At 60.6% G+C, this 21,162-nt stretch carries 20 protein-coding genes and 1 riboswitch; of the genes, 14 read left to right on the forward strand and 6 right to left on the reverse strand.

The genetic code is table 11. From position 1 onward, the window contains the following. A partial coding sequence (locus R2855_13725) for a hypothetical protein (protein MEZ4532062.1) occupies positions 1-801 on the reverse strand: 801 nt, incomplete at its 3' end. 617 nt (positions 802-1,418) lie between these two features. Further along, positions 1,419-2,450 (reverse strand): LacI family DNA-binding transcriptional regulator, encoded by a 1,032-nt coding sequence (locus tag R2855_13730; GenBank protein ID MEZ4532063.1) that lies wholly within the window; start codon positions 2,448-2,450, stop codon positions 1,419-1,421. 311 nt (positions 2,451-2,761) lie between these two features. Between R2855_13730 and R2855_13735 the strand changes: the two genes are divergently transcribed. The 11 genes from R2855_13735 to R2855_13785 all read left to right on the forward strand — a co-directional run bounded on the left by R2855_13735 (position 2,762) and on the right by R2855_13785 (position 15,531). After that, on the forward strand, positions 2,762-4,168 hold the full coding sequence (locus R2855_13735) for a sugar ABC transporter substrate-binding protein (GenBank protein ID MEZ4532064.1): 1,407 nt from the start codon (positions 2,762-2,764) through the stop codon (positions 4,166-4,168). Positions 4,169-4,184: 16 nt separating this feature from the next. Then, entirely contained in the window at positions 4,185-5,138 is a 954-nt protein-coding gene (locus R2855_13740; protein MEZ4532065.1) for a sugar ABC transporter permease, read from the forward strand. An 18-nt stretch (positions 5,139-5,156) separates the two neighbouring features. Next, positions 5,157-5,915, forward strand: coding sequence for a carbohydrate ABC transporter permease (locus R2855_13745; protein MEZ4532066.1), 759 nt, complete (start codon positions 5,157-5,159; stop codon positions 5,913-5,915). After that, entirely contained in the window at positions 5,809-6,042 is a 234-nt protein-coding gene (locus tag R2855_13750) for a hypothetical protein (protein MEZ4532067.1), read from the forward strand. The genes R2855_13745 and R2855_13750 overlap by 107 nt, the downstream gene beginning before the upstream one ends. Positions 6,043-6,271: 229 nt before the next feature. Then, the gene (locus R2855_13755; protein ID MEZ4532068.1) at positions 6,272-8,089 is read left to right on the forward strand and encodes a glycoside hydrolase family 127 protein; all 1,818 of its coding nucleotides are present in this window, start codon (positions 6,272-6,274) and stop codon (positions 8,087-8,089) included. Between the two features lie 97 nt (positions 8,090-8,186). Further along, entirely contained in the window at positions 8,187-9,155 is a 969-nt protein-coding gene (locus R2855_13760; GenBank protein MEZ4532069.1) for an aldo/keto reductase, read from the forward strand. Positions 9,156-9,207: 52 nt separating this feature from the next. Continuing rightward, on the forward strand, positions 9,208-10,722 hold the full coding sequence (locus R2855_13765; protein MEZ4532070.1) for a helicase HerA-like domain-containing protein: 1,515 nt from the start codon (positions 9,208-9,210) through the stop codon (positions 10,720-10,722). A 248-nt stretch (positions 10,723-10,970) separates the two neighbouring features. Further along, positions 10,971-11,495: an ATP-binding cassette domain-containing protein gene (locus R2855_13770; GenBank protein MEZ4532071.1), complete on the forward strand. Its 525-nt coding sequence runs from the start codon at positions 10,971-10,973 to the stop codon at positions 11,493-11,495. Continuing rightward, on the forward strand, positions 11,489-12,631 hold the full coding sequence (locus R2855_13775) for an ATP-binding cassette domain-containing protein (GenBank protein ID MEZ4532072.1): 1,143 nt from the start codon (positions 11,489-11,491) through the stop codon (positions 12,629-12,631). Before R2855_13770 ends, R2855_13775 begins: the two co-directional genes overlap by 7 nt. Before the next feature lie 103 nt (positions 12,632-12,734). Continuing rightward, a riboswitch (SAM riboswitch) is annotated at positions 12,735-12,840 on the forward strand. Positions 12,841-12,931: 91 nt separating this feature from the next. Then, on the forward strand, positions 12,932-14,167 hold the full coding sequence (locus R2855_13780; GenBank protein MEZ4532073.1) for a homoserine O-acetyltransferase: 1,236 nt from the start codon (positions 12,932-12,934) through the stop codon (positions 14,165-14,167). A gap of 62 nt (positions 14,168-14,229) precedes the next feature. Further along, complete coding sequence (locus R2855_13785) at positions 14,230-15,531, forward strand: O-acetylhomoserine aminocarboxypropyltransferase/cysteine synthase (GenBank protein MEZ4532074.1); 1,302 nt, start codon at positions 14,230-14,232, stop codon at positions 15,529-15,531. 152 nt (positions 15,532-15,683) lie between these two features. Here the strand turns inward: R2855_13785 and R2855_13790 are convergent, their stop codons facing one another. Both R2855_13790 and R2855_13795 read right to left on the reverse strand, forming a co-directional pair. Beyond that, positions 15,684-15,986, reverse strand: a complete 303-nt coding sequence (locus tag R2855_13790) for a hypothetical protein (protein ID MEZ4532075.1) — start codon at positions 15,984-15,986, stop codon at positions 15,684-15,686. A 92-nt stretch (positions 15,987-16,078) separates the two neighbouring features. Next, on the reverse strand, positions 16,079-16,384 hold the full coding sequence (locus tag R2855_13795) for a hypothetical protein (GenBank protein MEZ4532076.1): 306 nt from the start codon (positions 16,382-16,384) through the stop codon (positions 16,079-16,081). A gap of 244 nt (positions 16,385-16,628) precedes the next feature. Here R2855_13795 and R2855_13800 point away from each other — a divergent pair, with 244 nt between their 5' ends. Further along, complete coding sequence (locus R2855_13800) at positions 16,629-17,858, forward strand: PLP-dependent aminotransferase family protein (GenBank protein MEZ4532077.1); 1,230 nt, start codon at positions 16,629-16,631, stop codon at positions 17,856-17,858. A 126-nt stretch (positions 17,859-17,984) separates the two neighbouring features. Here the strand turns inward: R2855_13800 and R2855_13805 are convergent, their stop codons facing one another. Further along, positions 17,985-18,518 (reverse strand): adenine phosphoribosyltransferase, encoded by a 534-nt coding sequence (locus tag R2855_13805; protein ID MEZ4532078.1) that lies wholly within the window; start codon positions 18,516-18,518, stop codon positions 17,985-17,987. Positions 18,519-18,665: 147 nt separating this feature from the next. Further along, complete coding sequence (locus R2855_13810; protein ID MEZ4532079.1) at positions 18,666-18,857, reverse strand: hypothetical protein; 192 nt, start codon at positions 18,855-18,857, stop codon at positions 18,666-18,668. A gap of 78 nt (positions 18,858-18,935) precedes the next feature. On the opposite strand from R2855_13810, the gene R2855_13815 reads away from it, so the two are divergent. Beyond that, positions 18,936-19,853, forward strand: a complete 918-nt coding sequence (locus R2855_13815; GenBank protein ID MEZ4532080.1) for an LCP family protein — start codon at positions 18,936-18,938, stop codon at positions 19,851-19,853. Beyond that, positions 19,840-21,159 (forward strand): tyrosine--tRNA ligase, encoded by a 1,320-nt coding sequence (gene tyrS, locus R2855_13820; GenBank protein ID MEZ4532081.1) that lies wholly within the window; start codon positions 19,840-19,842, stop codon positions 21,157-21,159. Before R2855_13815 ends, tyrS begins: the two co-directional genes overlap by 14 nt. Positions 21,160-21,162: the final 3 nt, after the last annotated feature.

The following is a 21,162-nucleotide window of genomic DNA, read 5'->3' on the forward strand; positions in this document are numbered from 1 at the left end:
CTCCAGCGTCGCGTCGCTGGCCGCCGCCAACCAGGTTGCCTGCGTCACGATCTCGGCGGGCGGCTCGTAGCCGATCGGATTTGCCATTCGAACGCTGACACCGACCGACGCCGCCGCCAACATGAGTGAAACGGCTACGTTGTTTCCGTCGCCCACGTACGCGATCTTGAGCCCCGGCAATCGGCCAAAGTTCTCTTGCAGGGTCAGGAGATCGGCCAACGCCTGCGTTGGATGGAACTGATCGGAAAGACCGTTGATGACCGGGATTCCGGCGTTCGCGGCGAGCTCCTGGATGTCGCTGTGCAGCTTCACGCGCGCCACCAGGACGTCGACATACCGTCCGAGCACCTTGGCGGTGTCAGAAACAGTCTCGCCCCGACGAAGCTGCAGATCGTTCACACCCAGGTAGATGGCGGTGCCCCCGAGCTGGGCCATGCCCGCCTCGAACGACACCCGGGTGCGCGTGCTGGGATGTTGGAAAACCATCCCCAGCGTCTTGCCGGGCAAATAGGTGTGCGCTTCGCCCTGGCGATGCATCCGCTTCAAGCGTGCCGCCGTGTCCAACAGGTCCAGGATCTCGTCAGTCGTAAGGTCGCTGTCTTCCACCAGGCTGCGGCCCCGCAGGCGAGTGCTGACGGTGAAGGTGCGGAGTTTCTCCGGAGTGCCGCCACCCAGCGATTTCTGCTGCAGGTCGCTCAGACGGTCGACGATCTGGAGATTCTTCGCCTGGGCGCGCAACTGTTCCGACGGGCTAGCCCCGGCGGGCGCATGCAAATGGACTGGGACAGTGGAATCGGCCAAGGTGGCTCCCTTCCGGCTCTCGAAAACTCCGAGACGCGCGTTGCTCGCGGCGTGCGAGCGGAAGGGGCGAGCAGCGTCGAGGCCCGCGGTACCACCCTTCTTGCCTGGCATGAGGAGCCAGGTATCTCTCGGCGAATACTTGCGTGTGCGCCACTCACCCAGACCTACTTGGGCTGTTGCCCTTTCTTCGGCTGGCCGCTCGGGGGCGCGTTCGAGAGCTGTCCATCGGTCTCGGGCTTCCACTATCCCCGAGTCGCTTGGATGAACGAACTCTGTACTACTCCCCGTCAACACGGGCAACGATGGGACGAGTCCCATCGAGAATCTATCGCATGAAGCGATGAAGTTGTTTACGAAATGTTGGCGACCCCGAACGGCTCTGCTACCGCTCTGGCCGCCGCAGCGGAGAGCGGGGAGGACCCTCCACGCGGAACATGATTGTCATCGCGACGTCCTCCAGCGAACCCTACCCAACACGCCATGCGTGCTGGACCGGGGAACAAAAAAGCCAAGGACAATCGAACTGTCCCGACCACAGTCTCTCTTATACATCCTGATCGCCCATCAGCGCAAGCTGCGCGCTCCAGTTCTCGCCAGCTTGGCCGTACGTTCGCGGGTCAGGTTGTCTCACGCAGCAGGAGTTCGACCGGCAATGACACTTCGTCAGCGGGACCCTCGCCGGCGTTAGGCATCGTGAGCATCTGGGCAACTCGGCGCCCCATTTCCCCCAAAGGCAATCGCACGGTAGACAGACGCGGTGTCATTTCGCTGGAGAGCGATACATCATCGAACCCAATCACCGCGACATCGCCGGGAACGCTCCGACCGGAATGCTCGATTGCTTGCACCGCGCCGATAGCCAGTTCATCGCTCGCCGCAAAGATCGCGGTCGGTGCTTGGTCGAGCTGGAGAAGCGAGTGGGTCGCGAGATTTGCGTCGCGGGTGCTCCACGGAGAGCCAACGATGAGCTGAGGGTCCGGGGAGATTCCATGATCCTGCAACGTGCTCAGATATGCCTCGAGTCTCCGTTGAGCCGAGGAGTAGCGCAGATCGCCGTGAATATGGGCGATGCGGGTATGCCCCTGGGCCAGGAAGTGCTCGACCGCCAACCGTGCGCCGGCACGATCGTCATACGACACGGACGGAAATCCGAATCTGGTGTCTCCAGGGCGTTCGACACAAACACAGGGTACCCGACTTTCGCGAATGACCTCGAGCACCGAGTCAGTTGCTGGGGGATCCGTCACGAACCTTGCCGCAATGCCATCGACACGTCTCTCCCGCAAGAGTTGTCGTAGCGCAGAATGGCTATCCCCGATCGGTAATGGAAATAGCAGGAGATAGTAGCCGTGGTCCTGGAGCTCTTGCGTCATGGCTGAGAGCATCACACCGAGATAGGTCGAGAAAAAGCTCTCGGTGGGGCGAAAGTCGTGTGTCGCGAACGCAATTGTATGGGTGCGATTTGCACGTAAGCCCCGTGCAGCGCTGTTGGGGTGGTAGTCGAGCTCCTCGATCGCCTGCCGGACACGCACGCGCACCTCTGGCGAAGTGGGACGCGGACCGTCGTTGATGACATAAGAAACGACCGCGGTCGAGACGCCGGCCCGTTCGGCGACATCCCGCACTGTGGCTCGCTTTCGCCCTGCCAAGGTTCACCATTCCTTGCTCAATACATCGGCCGCGAAGTATGCACGCTTGGCTGGGTTGACAAGCACGCCGCTCCGCTGGTACGCTCAGTCTAATCGTTTAGATAACAGTGTTCGCGTTTCGTGTCAATCGGTCATCGTAGGCAAGGGACATGCAGCGTTTGGGGATTTGTCCCGAACAATGCGTGTCAATTGGCCAACCCCGCCACTTCAGAGACTTCGTTCGGTGTAAGGAGGTCTGCCCCGAGACGTTTGATTTCGTTCCCATCGAGACACGAGTTCACAGCGCATCGCTTTACCATTGGAGGTACCGCATGAATCGCGCCAAATCGAGCACTTTGAGTCTCACAGCGACCCGTCGATCACTCTTGCGAGCGTCCGCACTTGCCGGCGCCGGAGTGACTGGAATGGCCATGATCGGTGGCCGGTCTTCCCACTCGGCGGCGGCGCAGGAGTCGGTCGAGATCAGCATGATGGGTTGGGGTAGTCCACTGGAGCAAGAGAATGTCGAAAAGGGGCTCCAGGTTTTCCAGGAGGCCAATCCGGATATCGCGGTCGAGTGGATCCATGTTCCCGACGAGTACGACACCAAGCTCAAGACCGCCATTGCCGGCAACACAGCGCCGGATGTCTTTTGGGCCACGAACCTGCAGGACTTCGTTGCAATTGGTGCGGTCAAAGACATCACCGAACTGGTGAGCAGCGATCCGATCCTTGGCGCCCCTGATTACTTTCTGCAACCTCAGGAAACCGAGCGCGCCACGGTCAATGGCAAGTGGTTCGGTATTGGCTCGTGTTGGGTTGCGCCACACATCTACTACAACACCGATCTCCTGGCTGAGGCCGGAGTCGACCCGCCTTCCTCTGATCCGGCACAAGCCTGGACCTGGGATCAGTTCCTCGAAGCCGGTCGCTTGTTGACTCTCGACTCCGAGGGACGCCACCCAGGCGACGAAGGATTTGACATCAACAATGTCCGGCAATGGGGAGTGAGCTGGCCGACCTACTTCATCGCGCTTTCAGCAGCGATTTATTCGAACGGCGGCTACACCTATGGCACTGACTACACCTCTGGCTGGGGCATGCCAGAGTCGGTGGCTGCCATCCAGCAGGTCGCCGATCTGCAGCTTGTGCATCAGATCGCACCAGTCCCGGCCGCTTTTGAGCAGATGGGCATGGATGCATGGACAGCATTGGCCACGGGCAACGTCGCCATCATTATCGACGGTTCCTGGGCGTTGCAAGACATTTCAAAGCTCGATTTCGCGTTCGGCTGCGGTGTGCTGCCTGTGCTCGCAGAACCAGCTACGGTCATGTTGGCTCACTGCCATGTGATAAGCGCCGACACCGATCAGCCCGAAGCCTCGTGGAGTCTGCTGCAATACCTGTCGTCCAATGAGTATCAGCTCGGTCTCTGCCAGGCAGGGCTCTGGCTGCCGAGCCATACCAGCTTGCTCTCGGAGGAGGGGCAGGCCGAATGGCTCACTCCAGATGTGCACCCGGAAGGATATGGACAGATTGCGTCTGACTATGTGCTGAACTACGGGAAGGCGCTCTTCTATCCTGCGGGATACACCGAGTCTGACCAGCTCTTGCAAGCAGCGCTCGACCCGGTCTGGATTGGCGAACAGACCGCGCAAGAGGCTTTGGTCGATTCTGGTGTGGCCGATCAAGTCAGCGCGCTCTTGCTCGAGAAGCAAAAGCTGATCGAAGCGGTCTAGCATCTCGGAATGCCAGATGGCTTCTCTTGATTCGTCCGTTTCCGCGCCGGTCGCGACTTCGGTCGCGGCCGGGCGCCGTTCGGGTATCTCGCTTCGCCGCCGTGAGGCCCTTATCGGCTATGTCTTCATCCTGCCTGCCGTGCTGGGCTTCTTGCTCTGGACGGCTGGACCGATGTTCTATTCCCTTTGGATGAGTTTTCATACCTGGGACATGCGCAATCCCGCGGAGTGGGTGGGTCTCGGCAACTATCGGGAGATCTGGCACGACGATCTTTTCTGGACATCCCTTCGCGCGACGTTCACATACGCGATTTTGTTGGTCCCGCTCTTCCAGATTCTCAGCTTCGCCACTGCAATGCTGCTCAACACGAACGTGCGCGGAGTCAAGTTCTTCCGTTCGGCCTTCTATCTCCCGGTTGTCATTCCGGCCGCTGCTGGGGCATTTCTGTGGGGATGGATCTTCAACCCGGAGTTCGGTTTGCTGAACTTCTATTTGAGGAAGCTCGGCTTGCCGAAGATCCTCTGGTTCCAGGAACCGCGCTATGCCATGACCGCGATGGTGATCATCTCACTCTGGGGATTCGGAGCAACCATGGTGATCTACCTGGCTGCGCTGCAGGGAATTCCAGAACATCTCTACGAAGCTGCCGAACTCGACGGCGCTGGTTTCTTCCGCCGGCTCGGCACGGTCACGATTCCGATGATGTCCCCGGTGATTTTCTTCAATCTCGTGTTGGGCGTGATTGGCGCACTGCAGGTCTTCACTTCTGCCTACATCATCACCCAGGGCGGCCCGCAGAACTCGACCCGTTTCTACACACTGATGATCTACGATCGCGCCTTCGATCAATTCCGTATGGGCTACGCCTCCGCGTTGGCCTGGGTGCTCTTTTTCATCATTCTTGCGATCTCACTCCTCGTCTTCCGCTCGTTCGGCCGCATGGTCTACTACGAGGACGAGGGGAAATAGCCCGAAGGAGACAGAGTCATGAGTGCTGACTCGGGAGCCTACATCAGCGCGGGACCCTCGCATCGCTCCAAAACGGTCCGCCATGGGGTACGCAACGGTCTGATCTACCTGGTCTTGATCGGGGTGTCGTTGATCTTGCTTGCACCGCTCTTCTGGATGGTCAGCACCGCGTTGAAGGGCCGCAAACAGATCTTTACCTATCCGCCGGAGTGGCTGCCCGATCCAGCAATCTGGAGCAATTTCAGCGATTCACTCTCCGCCTATCCGTTCGGGCGGTTCGCGACCAACACGCTCATCATTGCGGGTTTCAATATTGCGGGTGTGCTGTTGACTGCCTCGATGGCAGCCTATGCCTTCGCACGGCTACGTTTTCCAGGGCGAGACGTCATCTTCATGATCCTGCTCTCCACGTTGATGCTCCCATTTTCCGTGCTGATGATCCCGCGGTACATCGAATTTCGCGAGCTTGGTTGGCTCGATTCGTGGCTCCCGCTCATCGTCCCGAACTGGTTCGGCGGTAGTGTCTTCTTCATCTTTCTGTTACGGCAGTTTTTCCGGACCATACCGCGTGACTTGAGCGATGCGGCCAAGCTGGATGGGGCCTCTGAGTTCCGGAACTTTTTGGCAGATCGTTCTGCCGTTGTCGAAGCCGGCGCTGGCAGTGGTGGCGGTGTTTGTCTTCCTCGATACCTGGAACGACTTCCTCGCGCCCCTGATTTACATCACTTCGACCTCGAAGTACACCGTGTCCCTGGGGCTTTCGCTTTTCATGGGTAACTACACGACCAATTGGGCCTATCTCATGGCAGCGTCGACCCTGATGACGGTTCCGACCATCCTGGTATTCATCGTCGCGCAACGCTACTTCGTGCACGGCGTCGTATTGACAGGCGTGAAAGGGTAGCGCGCAGGTCGTGAACTGGGGACCGAGTAACGAAGCGGGTCCCCCGCACGACTTATCGATCCAAAGGACTCCGTTTCAAGGGCAACGAGTATCTGATTTCCCGCCTGCAGATCCGGGCGGCAAGCGAGTGCTGTGCACATCAGGAGGAACTATGTCGACCGAGATCCGTACCAAGGCAGTTATTGTCGATACTTCTGCCAGTCCATTTGCGAGGTTGCGCCCCGTGGCCGTGAGCGACGTACGCCTCTCAGATCCCATCTGGGAGCCGCGCCGCAAGTTGACATCCGAACGCACTATTCCCGAACAGCATGCGCTCCTGGAGAGCAGCCAACGGCTGGACAACTTCCGGCGTGGGGCAGGAACGCTCGATGGTCCCTTCTATGGTCGCTACTTCAATGACTCCGACGTTTACAAATGGCTCGAGGCTGCTGCCTGGGCACTCGCGATGGACTACGATGCGGAGCTGGACAGGCTTGTGGACGACGTCATCGCGATTGTGGCGGCGGCCCAGTTGCCAGATGGCTACCTCGACAACTTCTACACCGTCGATCAGCTCGAAAAACGGTGGACCAATCTCACGGTTACTCACGAGCTCTATTGTGCCGGGCATCTCTTTCAGGCCGGGGTGGCCCATTTTCGAGCTACTGGCAAGACGAATCTGCTCGATATTTGCTGCAAGTTCGCGGACTTGATCTGCGACACGTTCGGTCCCGAATCCGAGGGCAAAACACCCGGCACCGATGGTCATGAAGAAGTCGAACTGGCGCTCGTCGAACTTGGCCGCGCTACAGGCAACCAGCGTTACATCGATCAAGCGCTCTACTTCCTGGATGCGCGCGGCCACGGTCTGGTCGGCGGAGATGAGTATCATCAGGACCACGTACCCTTTCGAGATGCCAGCGAGGTGGTTGGGCATGCCGTGCGGCAGGTCTATCTCACCGCTGGCGCCGCCGATATCTATACCGAGGTGGGCGACGATTCGATCAGGGCTGCCCTCGACCGTCTCTGGGACAACATGACGCATCGGCGCATCTATGTCAGCAGCGGTATTGGGTCGCGCTGGGATGGTGAGGCGTTCGGGCGCGATCTCGAACTTGGGAACGAGCGCGCGTACACAGAAAGCTGTGCGGCGATTGGCAGTGTGATGTGGAACTGGAGGATGCTCCTGATCACCGGCGACGCCAAGTATCCCGACTTGATCGAAACCACCCTGTTCAACGCTATGCTGCCGGGCATTTCTATCAGCGGCGATCTGTACTTCTATCAAAACCCGTTGTCCGACGATGGACATCACCGACGTGAACCTTGGTTCGATTGTGCCTGCTGCCCTCCGAACATCGCTCGCACTCTCGCCCAGCTCAGTGGATATTTCGCGACCACGTCTCCTGAGGGTGTCTGGCTTCACCTTTACGCCCAGTCGGACCTCGACCTCGTCCTCGATAGCGGCCATTCGGTCAAGATCTCTCTTCGAACTGACTATCCATGGAACGGCACAATCGACATAACAGTCGATAGCGCGGGGGAGTTCTCCCTTTTCTTGCGCATTCCATCTTGGGCGCATGGGGCGACCGCGAAAGCCGCCGGTTCGATGGTCGACAACGTCTCCCCCGGGTCCTATCTCGAGATTCGCCGCATGTGGACTCCGGGCGACAAGGTCGAAATCGACTTTCCTATGGCTGTCCGGTTCCTGGTTTCACATCCGAATCTGTTCGAGAATCGCGGACGAACCGCGGTCATGCGTGGACCACTGCTCTATTGTCTGGAACAGGCAGGCAATTCCGGTATCGATCCGCGTGATGCCAGGCTGCCGTCATCGCCGCACGTCTCTGTCGAGCACAGACCTGATCTGCTCGGTGGCGTTACGGTTCTCACGACGGATGTCGTCCTGGAGCCACCAAGTGACGCATGGAGCACGCAGCTCTACTTGTCTGCAGATTGTGCGCCTGGACGTGATGCAGGGGAGGTTCGCACGGTCGAGCTGATCCCGTACTTCGTTTGGGCGAACCGCGAGGCTGGCCCAATGGAGGTATGGCTGCGGACCGAGTAGCGCGCCCGCTGCTATTGTGTGCATGGCGAACGCGCGGGCGGTTCGGTATCCGGACCGCCCACGCTCTTGAAACGGCAGGCAAACTCGGGACGATGCCATGAAATATGGGACGCTGTCATCGGTCGACAAGCCGGTCGCGCGGGTCGTGCAGGGGACTACTGTGCTCGACCCTGCCGATCCTGCAGCGTCGTTTGCGCTGCTGGACGCCATCTTCGAGCTCGGTGGCACCACGTTCGATACCGCCCAGAGCTATCTCCAGGGTGATGCCGAACGCCTGCTTGGCCGATGGATGGCGGAGCGAAGAAATCAGGATCAGGTGCTGGTCATCACGAAGGGATGCCACCATACGCCTGACCGGCAACGTGTGACGCCGTTCGATCTCACCGCCGATCTGCATGATTCGCTGGCGCGGCTAGGGCTCGAACGGATCGATCTCTACTTCTTGCACCGGGACAACCCGGACGTGCCGGTGGAAGAGATCATCGGAACGCTCAACGCGCATATCACTGCCGGAAAGATCGGCGCGATTGGTGCCTCGAACTGGACGGTCGAGCGGATCCAGGCTGCAAACCGCTCTGCGCGCGAACACGGCATGGAACCGTTCACCGCCAGCAGTCCGAACTACAGCCTGGCCGACCAGATCGCATCCCCCTGGGCGAACACGGTCAGCATCAGCGGACCAGGCAACGCCTCGTCCCGTGCCTGGTATCGGACCACCCGAATGCCGGTCTTCGCCTGGTCGAGCCTCGCGCACGGTTTTCTTTCAGGCCAGTTCCGGAGTGACCAACGCGGCGAACCGGCCAACGACTTCGAATGCTTTGTGCTCGAGACGTATGGCTCGGATGACAACTTCGAGCGGTTGCGCCGCGCCGAAGTGCTGGCCGAAGAGAAGGGCGTCACCGTGGCGCAAATCGCGCTGTCGTTCATCCTCGAGCAACAGGTCGATGTCTACGCCATCACGGCAGGAAAGAACCCGCAAGAGTTTGCGGCAAATGTGGCCGCTCTCGATATCGCACTCAGCCGGTCCGAGCTCGACTGGCTCGACCTGCTCGCGTACGAACGCTAGTTTCGGGCATACTTTCCCTATAGAGGACATTCGCTATTGAAAGGGAGCTGGCGTGGTCGAGCCGTTGTTGATTGCGAAATCGGGAGCCGAGAATGTCGACCTCTTGCCGGGCATGTCCAACCGGCATGGAGTCGTCTGCGGAGCAACCGGTACCGGCAAGACGGTCACAATCCAGGCCATGTGCGAGCGATTTTCGGAAATCGGCACCCCGGTCTTCGTGGCTGATGTCAAGGGCGATCTGGCGGGTCTCTCGCAACCGGGCGGCGGCAACGAGAAGGTCGATCAGCGGTTGGCCGAAATGGCCATTCCGGACTATACGCCCCGTGGCTACCCGGTCGTGTTCTGGGACATCTATGGGGTGCAAGGGCATCAGGTCCGCACCACGGTCTCTGAAATGGGCCCGGTCCTGCTGGCCCGTCTCATGCAGTTGAACGACACGCAAGCGGGTGTGCTGCAGATCGTCTTCGCCTGGGCCGATGCGCAGAACTATCCACTGATCGATTTCAAGGACCTGCGAGCGCTTCTGGGTGAAGTGGCGGACAACCGCAAGAATATTCTCAAGGACTACGGAACCGTTTCGGTGCAGTCGGTCGGCGCAATTCAGCGCGCTGTCCTGACGATGGAGCAGCAAGGCGTCGACAAGTTCTTTGGCGAACCGGGGCTCGATCTGAGCGATTTCGTCAAGACCGACGCGAACGGCATGGGGCAGGTCAACGTGCTTGCCGCCGCAACGCTCTACCAGTCGCCAATCGCCTATTCGACCTTTCTCCTTTGGCTCCTTTCGGAGCTGTTCGAGTCCATGCCTGAGGTTGGCGACCCGGACAAGCCGAATCTCGTCTTTTTCTTCGACGAGGCGCATTTGCTCTTCGAAGACACGCCGAAACCGTTGCGTGACAAGATCGAGCAAGTCGTACGACTGATTCGCTCGAAGGGCGTGGGCGTCTTCTTCATCACGCAGATGCCGATCGATATTCCCGAGGTCATCCTCGGGCAGCTTGGCAACCGTGTGGAGCACGCGTTGCGCGCCTATACCCCGCGCGACCAGAAAGCGATTCGCGCCGTTGCCGAGACGTTTCGCACGAACCCAGACCTGGATGTCGAAACCGCCGTCACGGAACTGCAGGTCGGCGAAGCGCTGCTTTCCTTCCTCGATGACAAAGGGGCTCCAGGTGTGGTGCAGCGTGCTTTGATCATTCCGCCGCGCAGTCGGGTCGGGGCGATCACAGACGCTGAACGAGCCGCGGTCATGCAGGCCTCTACCTACGGACTCAAGTACGCCACCGCGGTCGACACCATGTCTGCCGCCGAGATGATCGAGGCGAAACATCAGCAGGACGAGGCCGACGCCGAGCTGGCGAAGAAACAGGCCGAAATCGACGAACTGGAAGCGAAGCGACAGGCCGAACTGGAAAAAGAGTCCAAGAAGAAGACCACGACCTCGCATAAGCGGCAGCAGAAGAGCCCATTCGACGATGTCATTGCGTCGGCGTCGAATCAGGTGGGCCGTGAAATTGGACGCCAACTGGTCCGCGGTCTGCTGGGTAGTATCAAGCGCCAAACAAGTTGACGGAATGACCTGGGTTCTGCGACCATAGCGACAGGTTTCGCAGGAGGTCTCCGTTGACGGACTAGTTCACACATCAGCGTTCTTGTCCATCCGTTTACGAGCGGATTTGGGCCGATGCCTGATGGTGAGCTGTCTCTGTTCTGGAGCCTGCCCGCAGCCGTTCTCTCCCCTCACGGGATTCTGTACGCTCCTTTTCCAGTTGACGCATTCCACAGGACTCGGCGCGGTTCCGCGATGGAAACCCGTGCATGCTTTCAGTCAATGCAGTCACATTTGATATCGACGGCATTCGCATCCTGGACGACGTCACGTTCTCGATTCCGGTGGGTGAAAAGGTCGGGCTCGTCGGCGCCAATGGCTCCGGCAAGTCGACCCTGCTGCAACTCATTGCCGGGCGGCGAAAACCGACCTCCGGCTCGATCCAGTTCATTGGCGGCGGAGCGATCGGCTACCTGCCGCAAGTCCCGTTCGATACCGGCAACGCCACTGTGTTCGACATGCTGGCGCGTGGCGCGAGCGGATGGACCGCTGCCCGGGATGCCATGGGCGCGCGTTGGAGCAGCTCTCCGCTGAGAAGCGAGCCTCAAATGACCACATGGGACGCTACGCAGGAAGTCAGTCGACACGTTCGAGGCTGCCGGCGGGTGGGCAGTCGAGGCGCGCATCGCCGCAATTCGAGATGGGTTGGGGCTGGGATCGATCTCGGACGCCCAGCCATTTCTCCAACTGAGCGGCGGACAGAAGACCCGCGTCATGCTGGGAGCCATTGCTGATCTCCGAGCCGTCGCTCATCTTGCTCGACGAACCAACGAACTATCTCGACCTTCCCGCCCTTGAATGGCTGGAGAGCTTTGTGCTGCGCTCGCCGGTTTCGATGCTGGTTGTTTCGCACGATCGCCGGTTCCTCGATACAACGGTAACCCGCATCCTCGAGCTCGATGATCGTACGCACACGCTTCGGTCGTTTCCGGGCAACTACAGCTTCTATGCGCATGAACGGGCCCGCGAGCGCCGGCAGCATGAGATGGCGTATCAGGATCAGCAAGACGCCATCGCCAGGACTGAGGCTGCCATCCGCAAGCTCGATCAGGCCGCAAGCGGCATCGAGCAGGAGACGATTCACTTTCACTACCGGAAGGTCGCCAAAGGCATCGCCCGTCGCGCGACCGTTCAGAAACATCGCCTGGAGCGCGACCTCGCAAGCGAGGACCATTTAGAGCGGCCCGAGAACGATAAGCCCATTTACCTGGACGGCATTGTTGGCGCCGCATTCAGCGACCGACGAACGCTGATCGCTGCAGAAGGTCTTTCGATTGCGCCTGGCGATTGCACGATCTTGCGCGGCGTCGATCTCACCATACGAGGTGGAGACCGCATTGCCATTGTTGGCGACAACGGCAGCGGAAAGACGTCCTTGCTGCGCACGCTCCTTGGGGAGATCGAGCCTGCTGCCGGGAGGGTCTATCGAGCGCCGGGAATCCAGTTCGGGTACCTGAACCAGGAACTCCTGCGCTCCGGTGTGCGATTGAAATCGACCGTGCTCGACGCGCTGCGCAGCGTCGATGCCAGCAGCGAGACCGAACTGCGAAACCTGCTGGCTCAGTTCCACTTTGCTGGTGACGATGTCTTCAAGCCGGTGGGCGAGCTAAGCGCTGGCGAGCGCATCCGGCTCGAGCTCGCGCGTATGGCAGCGGCCGGGGCGAACGTGCTGGTCCTGGACGAACCGACCAGCCATCTCGATCTTCCGGCCATCGAGCAACTCGAGTCGGCGCTTCGGCGCTATCCAGGCACGATCGTTGCCGTGTCGCATGACCGCGCATTTCTCGATCGCGTCGGCTTCGATACGTTCTACGAAACCCGGGATGGGAGATTGCAGGAGACCAGCTCGACAATCTGGGCCAAGGCGTGACTGATATGAGCCGAAACGTCGGGGCTCCGGCACATTTCCCCTCCGCACGTCTTGACACCGGCCTGCCAAATCGCTAAATTCTCAGTCAACAACTGAATATCAATCCTTATCAGGAGAGGTGGAGGGATACGGCCCTGTGAAGCCCGGCAGCCTGCCCCGCATTGCGCGGCAAGGTGCCAATTCCGGCGAGGAAACTCGCGAGATAAGGGACTGCTGCATTCGCGCAACCCTTGTCACCCCCGGCAGGGGTTTTTTGTTGAACCTGCACCGGCCAACTGGCCAGATGAACGGGCACAACGCGTGAAGCAACGATTCGACGGTTCGATTTTCTTTCCAATGCAAGCGCCAGATACCGGCGCCGAACTCGAGCGCGGTTCTCATCTGCAGCTCTTGCCGCCATTGAACATGTCCGGCGAGGCTGAGAACGGCGAGCTCCGTTGGTTCACCACGGGTCCAGTGCAGCTCGAGCTCGGCGGCATCCTCCCCAGTGTCACGGTTGCCTACCGCACCTGGGGAACTCTGAACGAGCATCGGGACAACGCGGTTCTCGTCCTGCATGCCCTTACTGGCGACAGCAACGCGGCCAACGACGGCGGCTGGTGGGAACCGTTGATCGGACCCGGCCGAGCCATCGACACCGACCGTGCATTCGTCATCTGTTCGAACATCCTTGGCGGCTGTCAGGGCACCACTGGCCCAGCATCGATCGATCCGCTCACCGGCCGGCCGTATGCAATGCGCTTTCCGCTTATCACCATCGGCGACATGGTGACCGTCCAGCGGCGTCTCGTGGAGTCGCTCGGCATTCGCGGCCTGATCGCCATTGGCGGTTCGATCGGTGGATGCCAGGCGCTGGAGTGGGCGACTCGTCATCCCGAGCTCGTGCGCGCTTCCGTGCCCGTGGCAGCCACAGCCGCACTTGGCCCCCAGGCCATCGCGCTCAACGAAGCTGGCCGCCGGGCGATCATGGCCGACCCTGATTGGCGAGGCGGAGAGTACGCCAGTGAAGGGGTGTTTCCCGCTGACGGGCTCGCGATTGCGCGTATGATCGCGATGACGCAGTTCCACTCTACAGAGAGCATGGGCGCGCGCTTTGGGCGCAAACCGGCCACCCGCCCCAGCCTGTATCCGTCATTTGGCGGCACGTTCGATGTCGAGGGCTACGTCCATTATCACGGCGCCGCGTTGGTGCGCCGGTTCGATGCCAACAGCCATCTCTATCTGACCCGCGCCATGGATCTCTATGATCTCTATCGCGATGGCGGCGTCGAAGAATGGCTCGACCGTATTGCCGCGCCGATGTTGCTGCTCGGCATTCGCAGCGATTGGCTCTACCCAGCAGCAGGCGTTATCGAGTTGGGCGAGCAGGTCGCCGCGCGGGGGAAGGACGTCGCATACATCGAGCTCGATTCACCCGATGGCCACGATGCCTTTCTCAAGGAGTGGGAGATGATGACCGACGCCATCGGACCCTTCGTTACTGCTTCGCTCGACCAGCTCGAGCAACCCGAATCTCACGTTGCCCGTCATGGGTGAGTCGAACGCAACATAGGAACGAGTGCCGGGCGATTGGCGCCCCGGCAGAAAGAGGAGAACGCATGACCGAAACACAACCCGGATTCGAAACCCAGGCGCTGCATGCCGGCCAGGAGGTCGATCCCACGACCAAATCGCGTGCGGTTCCGATTCACATGACCACCTCGTATGTTTTTGATAGTCCGGAACATGCAGCAAATCTGTTCGCGCTCAAGGAATTTGGAAACATCTACACGCGTCTGATGAATCCGACCACCGATGTCTTCGAAAAGCGGATTGCCGCGCTCGAAGGCGGCGCGGCGGCGCTTGCATTCGCCTCTGGTCAGGCGGCCGAAACCGCGGCCATTCAGAACATCGCCAATGCCGGCGATGAAGTCGTTTCCACCACGAGCCTCTACGGCGGCACTTATAACCTCTTCCACTACACGCTTCCGAAGATGGGCGTCAAGGTGATCTTCACCGAGCCGAACGCCGCCGCTGTCAAGGCCGCCATCACCGACAAGACGAAAGCGGTCTATTCAGAATCCGTCGGCAACCCGGATCTGTTGACTCTCGATATCGAAGCGGTCGCCGACGTGGCCCATGCAGCAGGCATCCCCCTCATCATCGACAACACGATCCCGACGCCCTATCTGCTGAACCCGCTGGCGCATGGCGCCGACATCGTCGTCCACTCTGCAACGAAGTTCATCGGCGGTCATGGTCAGGCGATCGGCGGCGTCCTGATCGATGGCGGCAAGTTCGACTGGGGCGCGTCGGGGCGTTTCCCGGATTTCACGACCCCGGATCCGAGCTACCACGGGCTTGTCTACAACGATGTGTTCAGTCCAGCCAACTTCGGCGCAAACATCGCGTACATCATCAAGGCGCGCACACATCTCTTGCGGGACACCGGAGCGGCGCTCAGCCCGTTCAATGCCTGGCTCTTCATCGCGGGGCTGGAGAGTTTGGCTGTGCGTGTGGAGCGCCACAGCCAGAACGCGCATGCAGTCGCGCGTTTCCTGACCGAGCATCCGAAGGTGTCCTGGGTCAACTATCCGGGTCTTCCTGGCCATCCCGCGTACAAGACTGCAAGCAAGTACTTCCGCAACGGACTCTATGGCGCGATTCTCGGATTTGGCGTGCGCGGCGGCGCCGACGCTGGACGCAAGCTGATCGAGAACGTGAAACTCTTCTCTCACCTTGCGAATATCGGTGATTCCAAGTCGCTGATCATCCATCCGGCGTCGACGACGCATTCCCAGCTGACTGAGGAGGAGCAGGCGACCACCGGTGTCTCGCCGGACTACGTTCGCCTTTCGGTGGGCCTCGAAACCGTCTCCGACATCATCGCGGACCTCGACCAGGCGCTCGCGAAGATCTAGCCGCCGAGATCACAGCGCGAAAACGGCCGGAGCGAAAACTCCGGCCGTTCGTTCAGGTCGGGCAACTGGTTGGTGCGTTCAAATGCGAACGGGACCGACATCCCTGGCGCTATATTGTCGAGCCAGGGACAGAGGCCGATCGGCCCTGTGCGTCAGGACGCGCGCGACTTGGCCTTCGCTGGCCGGAGGAACTCTTCCCGAAACCACTGCGCTTGCCAGGGGATCGCGGCCTTGTTTCCACTATCGCGAAAGTCGACCAGGTAGAGGGGAATGGTGTACGGCCCTTCCGGGTTGATCTCGACGATCTTCCCGACAGCGCCGTCAAACTTCGCCTCCGGCGACGTCGTGTAGAGCACGCTGATGCCCCACACACCGCGCTTGTTGTGGCCGCGAGGCATGTGGACCTCGACGGTATCGCCCACGAAATAGCGAGATTTGGCAACAGTGTCGGACATCGTAGGCTCCTCTGACGTCAGTCGAGCGCCGAAATCGACGACTCCGGCTCCGTGATGCCCGGATTATAACGAAGCGCACTGTCAGAGAGGGATCAGGAGGTTGCGAACTTCCGTGTGGGTGAGGTTCCGCCAGCAAGCCGTCGCCGCAGACCAGCCAGGCCGCTGGCCTGGGCGCCGGCATCCTCGGCAGGATCTGGCGGAAACGACGGCTGCGCGGTGAATGGCCGCCCGAACGGCTTGGTGACGACCAGGCGATCGAGCGCATCCTGCTGGTCGGCTGTGCGGTGCTCTGCGGCCAGCGCTACTCGTCGTGCATAGAGATCGACGATCCCCCGCTCGATGTTCAGGTTCGCCCAGTTCTGGACGGGTCGATTCTGGTCAGCCACATCCTGTGACATGAGGCACGGTTCCGCCTGATCGGTGACTCGGGATATGCGTGCGTGCATTGTACGTACGCTACCATCCGATTGGCAACTGGCGATTTGGTCCACACAATGGCGTGACTGCCGGTCACGTGGTCGTGCGCGACAATTGACGATCATCTCGCACGCCCATATCATCGCGAAGCCTGCTGCGGGATGTAACCGATAGGTGGGATTTGGCGCGCCCGAATGGCGCGCAAGTGGAAACGATGTTCCGTTCATGAGTCAGCAGGGCACGAGCCGAGTTGCCAATCACCTCCGCATGCGTGCGTCGCGCGCGCGCGCGTTCGAGAACTCTCCATGGTCGGAGGCAACGGACCTCATAAGAGACCGGCCAGACGCGATCTACTTCGGCGACGGAGCTCCGAACGCCGAGGTTCAGCCGTTCGCGCGACTGCAGGAAGCAGCGGGGCGCGCCTGGTCGGACGCACCCGGGAACCTCGGCTACGGAGAACTGGCGGGATTCGCGCCGCTGCGTGAACTGATTGCCGAGCGCATGCAGGTGCGGGGGATATGCGCATCGCCCGGCGAGATCATGATCACGAACGGGAGCCAGCAGGGAATCGACCTGATCGCGCGGCTCATGCTCGATCCCGGCGACTCGATCCTGGTCGAGGGGCCAACGTACATCGGCGCGATGCAGACCTTCGATGCCTACGAAGTCGACTACGCAGTGGTTCCCATGGACGATCACGGCATCGACGTGGTCGCGCTCGAAGAACGGCTCGAACGGCTGGAGCGAAAACCGAAATTGCTCTACACCATTCCAGCGTTCCAAAACCCAACTGGGGCCTCGATCTCGCTTCAGCGACGTGACGCGCTGCTCGAGCTTGCCGAACGCCGGCATCTTCTGATCATCGAAGACGACCCCTACGGCGAGCTTTGGTATGACCAACCGCCGGTCCCCGCGCTCCGCGCCGATCACCCCTCGGTTGTCTATCTCGGATCCTTCTCGAAGACGATCGCGCCCGGTCTGCGCGTCGGCTGGATGGTGCCACCGCCGGACATGCTGGATCTTCTCCTCATGGCCAAGGAAGGCGCCGACATCCACAGCAACCGAATCGCGACGCGCACGGTGTATCACGCTGCGGACGGATTTCTCGATCAGCATGTCGCTGGCCTGCGCGATTTCTACGGCGCTCGCCGCAACGTTCTCCTGGAAGGTCTGCAGGCCTCCATGCCGTCAGAGATCGAATGGAACGTTCCCGGCGGCGGCTTTTTCCTCTGGATTCGCCTGCCAGAAAACGTATCGGCCAATCAATTGCTGATCACCGCCGCCCAACACGATGTGGCGTATCTGCCAGGTTCCTGGTTCTATCCGTTGGGAGACGTCCAATACAACGAGCTTCGGCTGAGTTTCTCGTCCCTGCCAGTCGATCGCATTCGGCTGGGCGCGCAGCGGCTCGGAGAAGCGGCGCATGACTTTCTTCGCAATGAAGAGTGCAACTGAACGCGTTTGAGAAACGTGTCCTGAGTCAGGTGGTGATCGGATCGCACAAAGATGGGACGCCCGCGCTGCGATGGCAGCGTCGTGGCGCCCCTCGTTTGGTTGCAGTCGGTGCTCGGAGACGCGGCGCTAGAAAACGATCAAGCTCCGCACGTCGTGCCCTTCGAGCTTCTTGCGCCCATTGAGCTCGCTGAGCTCGATGAGCACGCACACCCCGACGAGTTCCGCGTCGAGACGCTCGACCAGGTTGATCGCGGCCCGAATGGTGCCGCCGGTTGCCAGCAGGTCATCCACGATGACCACGCGCTGACCGGGCTTGATGGCGTCGGAATGGATCTCGACCGTGTTGACGCCGTATTCCAGCTCGTAGTCTTCCTGCAGGGTATTGCCAGGGAGCCGACCCACCTTGCGCACGGTCACCAGGCCGGCGCCGAGGGTATATGCCATCGGAGCGCCAAAGACGAATCCGCGGCTCTCGATCGAAACAATGTGATCGACCGACTCATAGGGCGCTGCCATCAGATCGACCGCCGCCTTGAAATACGGACCGTCTGCTATCAGCGGTGTGATGTCCCGATAGAGAATGCCGGGTTTCGGGAAGTTCGGAATCGAGCGAATCTTCGCTTCCAGATCGTCGATCGTTGGCGTTCCGCCCTGGCTCATTGATTTCCCTCGATAGTGCGAAATCGTCCACGCCTCACCGCGCGGATTTGGGAGTGTAGCCCAGGACAGGATGGCTTGGGGCGCACCTTCGTCGCACCGCCTCGCGCGACGCTCCTCAACTACACCCCGGAAGCTCATGAAACTCGATCAGCCGATCTCCGCTTCTGCCGCTTCGAGCACGATGATAGTGGCTGCATGCCGAATCGTGCTGAGTCGCTGGGTCGCGATCAGGTCGGTGTGCCCCTCGATCTCATGTTCGAAGGCAGAGAAGCTGCCGTCGACGATCGCGAGCTGCACGGCCGCGCGGACAGAGGGCCGGATTCCTTGCCAACGTGCCATCCCGGTGGTACCGTCGGTGCGCCCCGGCTGCGCGGTGGAGCGCACAGGGCACGTTCGTCGAACTAGAGGTCAGGGTCCATGGCGTTTCCAATCAAACGGCGCACCATTGTGCGAGGAGTCGCGGCGCTGCCATTTGCGCTGCTTTCGGTCAGATACAAGATCAAGCGCGCCCTCGCGCAGGACGACGTCACTCCCGCTGATATCACCCAGCTGACCGTGCTGGCGGCAGGGCTCGATTCGCGCGAACCGGACCAGCCGGAAAACGCTGACGTTTTCATGATCGCCAGGATCGACGTCCCGAACGCGACCGTCCGCGCGGTGAGCGTGCCGCGCGATCTGTATGTCAGCATTCCTGGCTTCGGATACGACAAGATCACCCGCACCTACGACTTTGGCTCGAAAGCACACAACTCCGAGTTCAAGTACGGCGCGCAGACCATGATCGACACAGTTGCCGAGAACTTCGGCATCACTGCAGACGCCGTCGTGGCCACCACGTTTTCGGGGTTCGAGGAGATCATCGACGCTGTCGGTGGCATCGACGTGGAAAACCCGTACGATCTCTACGACGGTGAGTTTCCGACCCCCGACTACGGCATCAAGGAGATCTTTTTCCCAGCGGGAACCATCCACCTCGACGGCCTGAATGCACTCGACTACGTGCGTACCCGGCATCAGGACGCCGACACCGGTCGAGTCATGCGTCAGCACCTCGTCTTGCTCGCGATGCTCAGCAAGGTCACGTCCGACGAGTTCCGCGACCAATTGCCAACGTTGGTCGAGGACTACCGCAAGGTCGTGCGCAACAATCTGGGACAATCCCGCCGGCTGGCATTGGCGCTCGCCGCCCCGTCGTTCACGGCGGAATCGATTTCGTTCACCGATCTGGATAGTTTCGTTTGGGGCGATACCACCAGCGAAGGGATGTGGATCTACTCCGGAGACTGGTCCCAGATTCCGGGCTATGTGCAGGGATTCTTGAATGGCGACATCTGACGTTTCGACCGCATCGCACACGCGTGACGCCGCCGTTCAGGCGCGGCTCGCTGGGGAAAACCCGGTTGATTACCTGCGCCGCCGAGGCTACGTGCAAGACATCTCGAATGAAGCCGGGCTACGGGCGCTTTTCGAGCGGGAGACCGTCACTGCCTACATCGGATTCGACCCAACCGCGCCTTCACTGCATGTGGGACACCAGATTGGCATCATGATGCTGGCTGTGCTCCAGCGCTTCGGGCATCGTCCGATTGCGCTGGGCGGCGGCGGCACTGCTCTGGTTGGCGATCCATCGGGCAAGACCTCGACTCGTGTGCTGCTCACCGAGGAGTCGATTCGTTCGAACCTCAAGAGCATCCTGCCACAGTTCGATCGATTTCTCGACTTCCGGGGCGACCGCTTTGGCGACAATCCCGCCGCGCTCCTCATGAACAACGCCGACTGGTTGCTCAAACTCGAGTACATCCCGTTCCTTCGTGACATCGGGAGGCATTTCTCGGTCAACGAGATGCTGGCCGCTGAGACCTACAAGGTGCGTGTCGAGTCGGGCGCGGGGTTGAACTTCGTCGAGTTCAACTACCGCATCGTGCAGGCATACGACTTTCTGCATCTTTTCCAAACCGTTGGCTGCCGTCTGCAAATGGGTGGCTCGGACCAATGGGGCAACATCGTGGCGGGAACCGACCTGGTTCGCAGGGTCGAGTCAGGGGAAGCCTACGCCCTGGTCAGCCCGTTGCTCACGACGGCCAGTGGGCAAAAGATGGGCAAGAGCGAAGGCAACTCGGTCTGGCTGGACGGGTCGATGACCTCTCCGTATGACTTCTACCAGTACTGGGTGAATGTCGACGACGCCGATGTGGAGCGATTGCTCAAGCTCTACACCTTCGTCCCGGATGAAGAGATCGCCGCGATCACCGCTGGAGACGGGGAGGCACTCCGGCCGGCCAAGCAGTTGCTTGCCCGTGAGGTGACGGCGCTGACGCATGGCGAGGCTGCCGCCAGTGAGGCCGCCGCGGCGGCAGCGGCGCTGTTCTCATCGGATTCCTCGATCGAAGCGCGCATGGCCGATCCCAACATCCCTTCGGTCACGCTTCCGGCTGAGGAGATGCCGATCGCCGAGCTTTTCGTACGGGCTGGGATGACTGCCTCGCGCGGCGAAGCCCGCAGGCTCGCTCAGCAGGGCGGCCTCTCGATCGACGGCGTCCGGGTGGACGATGTCGATCAGCCGGCGCCCTCAGAGCGCGAGGCCATCTTGCTCCAGGTTGGCAAGAAGCGGTTCAAACGAGTCGATTTTCGAGCAGGCTAGCGA

This window comes from Thermomicrobiales bacterium (assembly GCA_041390825.1).
Classification (GTDB): domain Bacteria; phylum Chloroflexota; class Chloroflexia; order Thermomicrobiales; family UBA6265; genus JAMLHN01.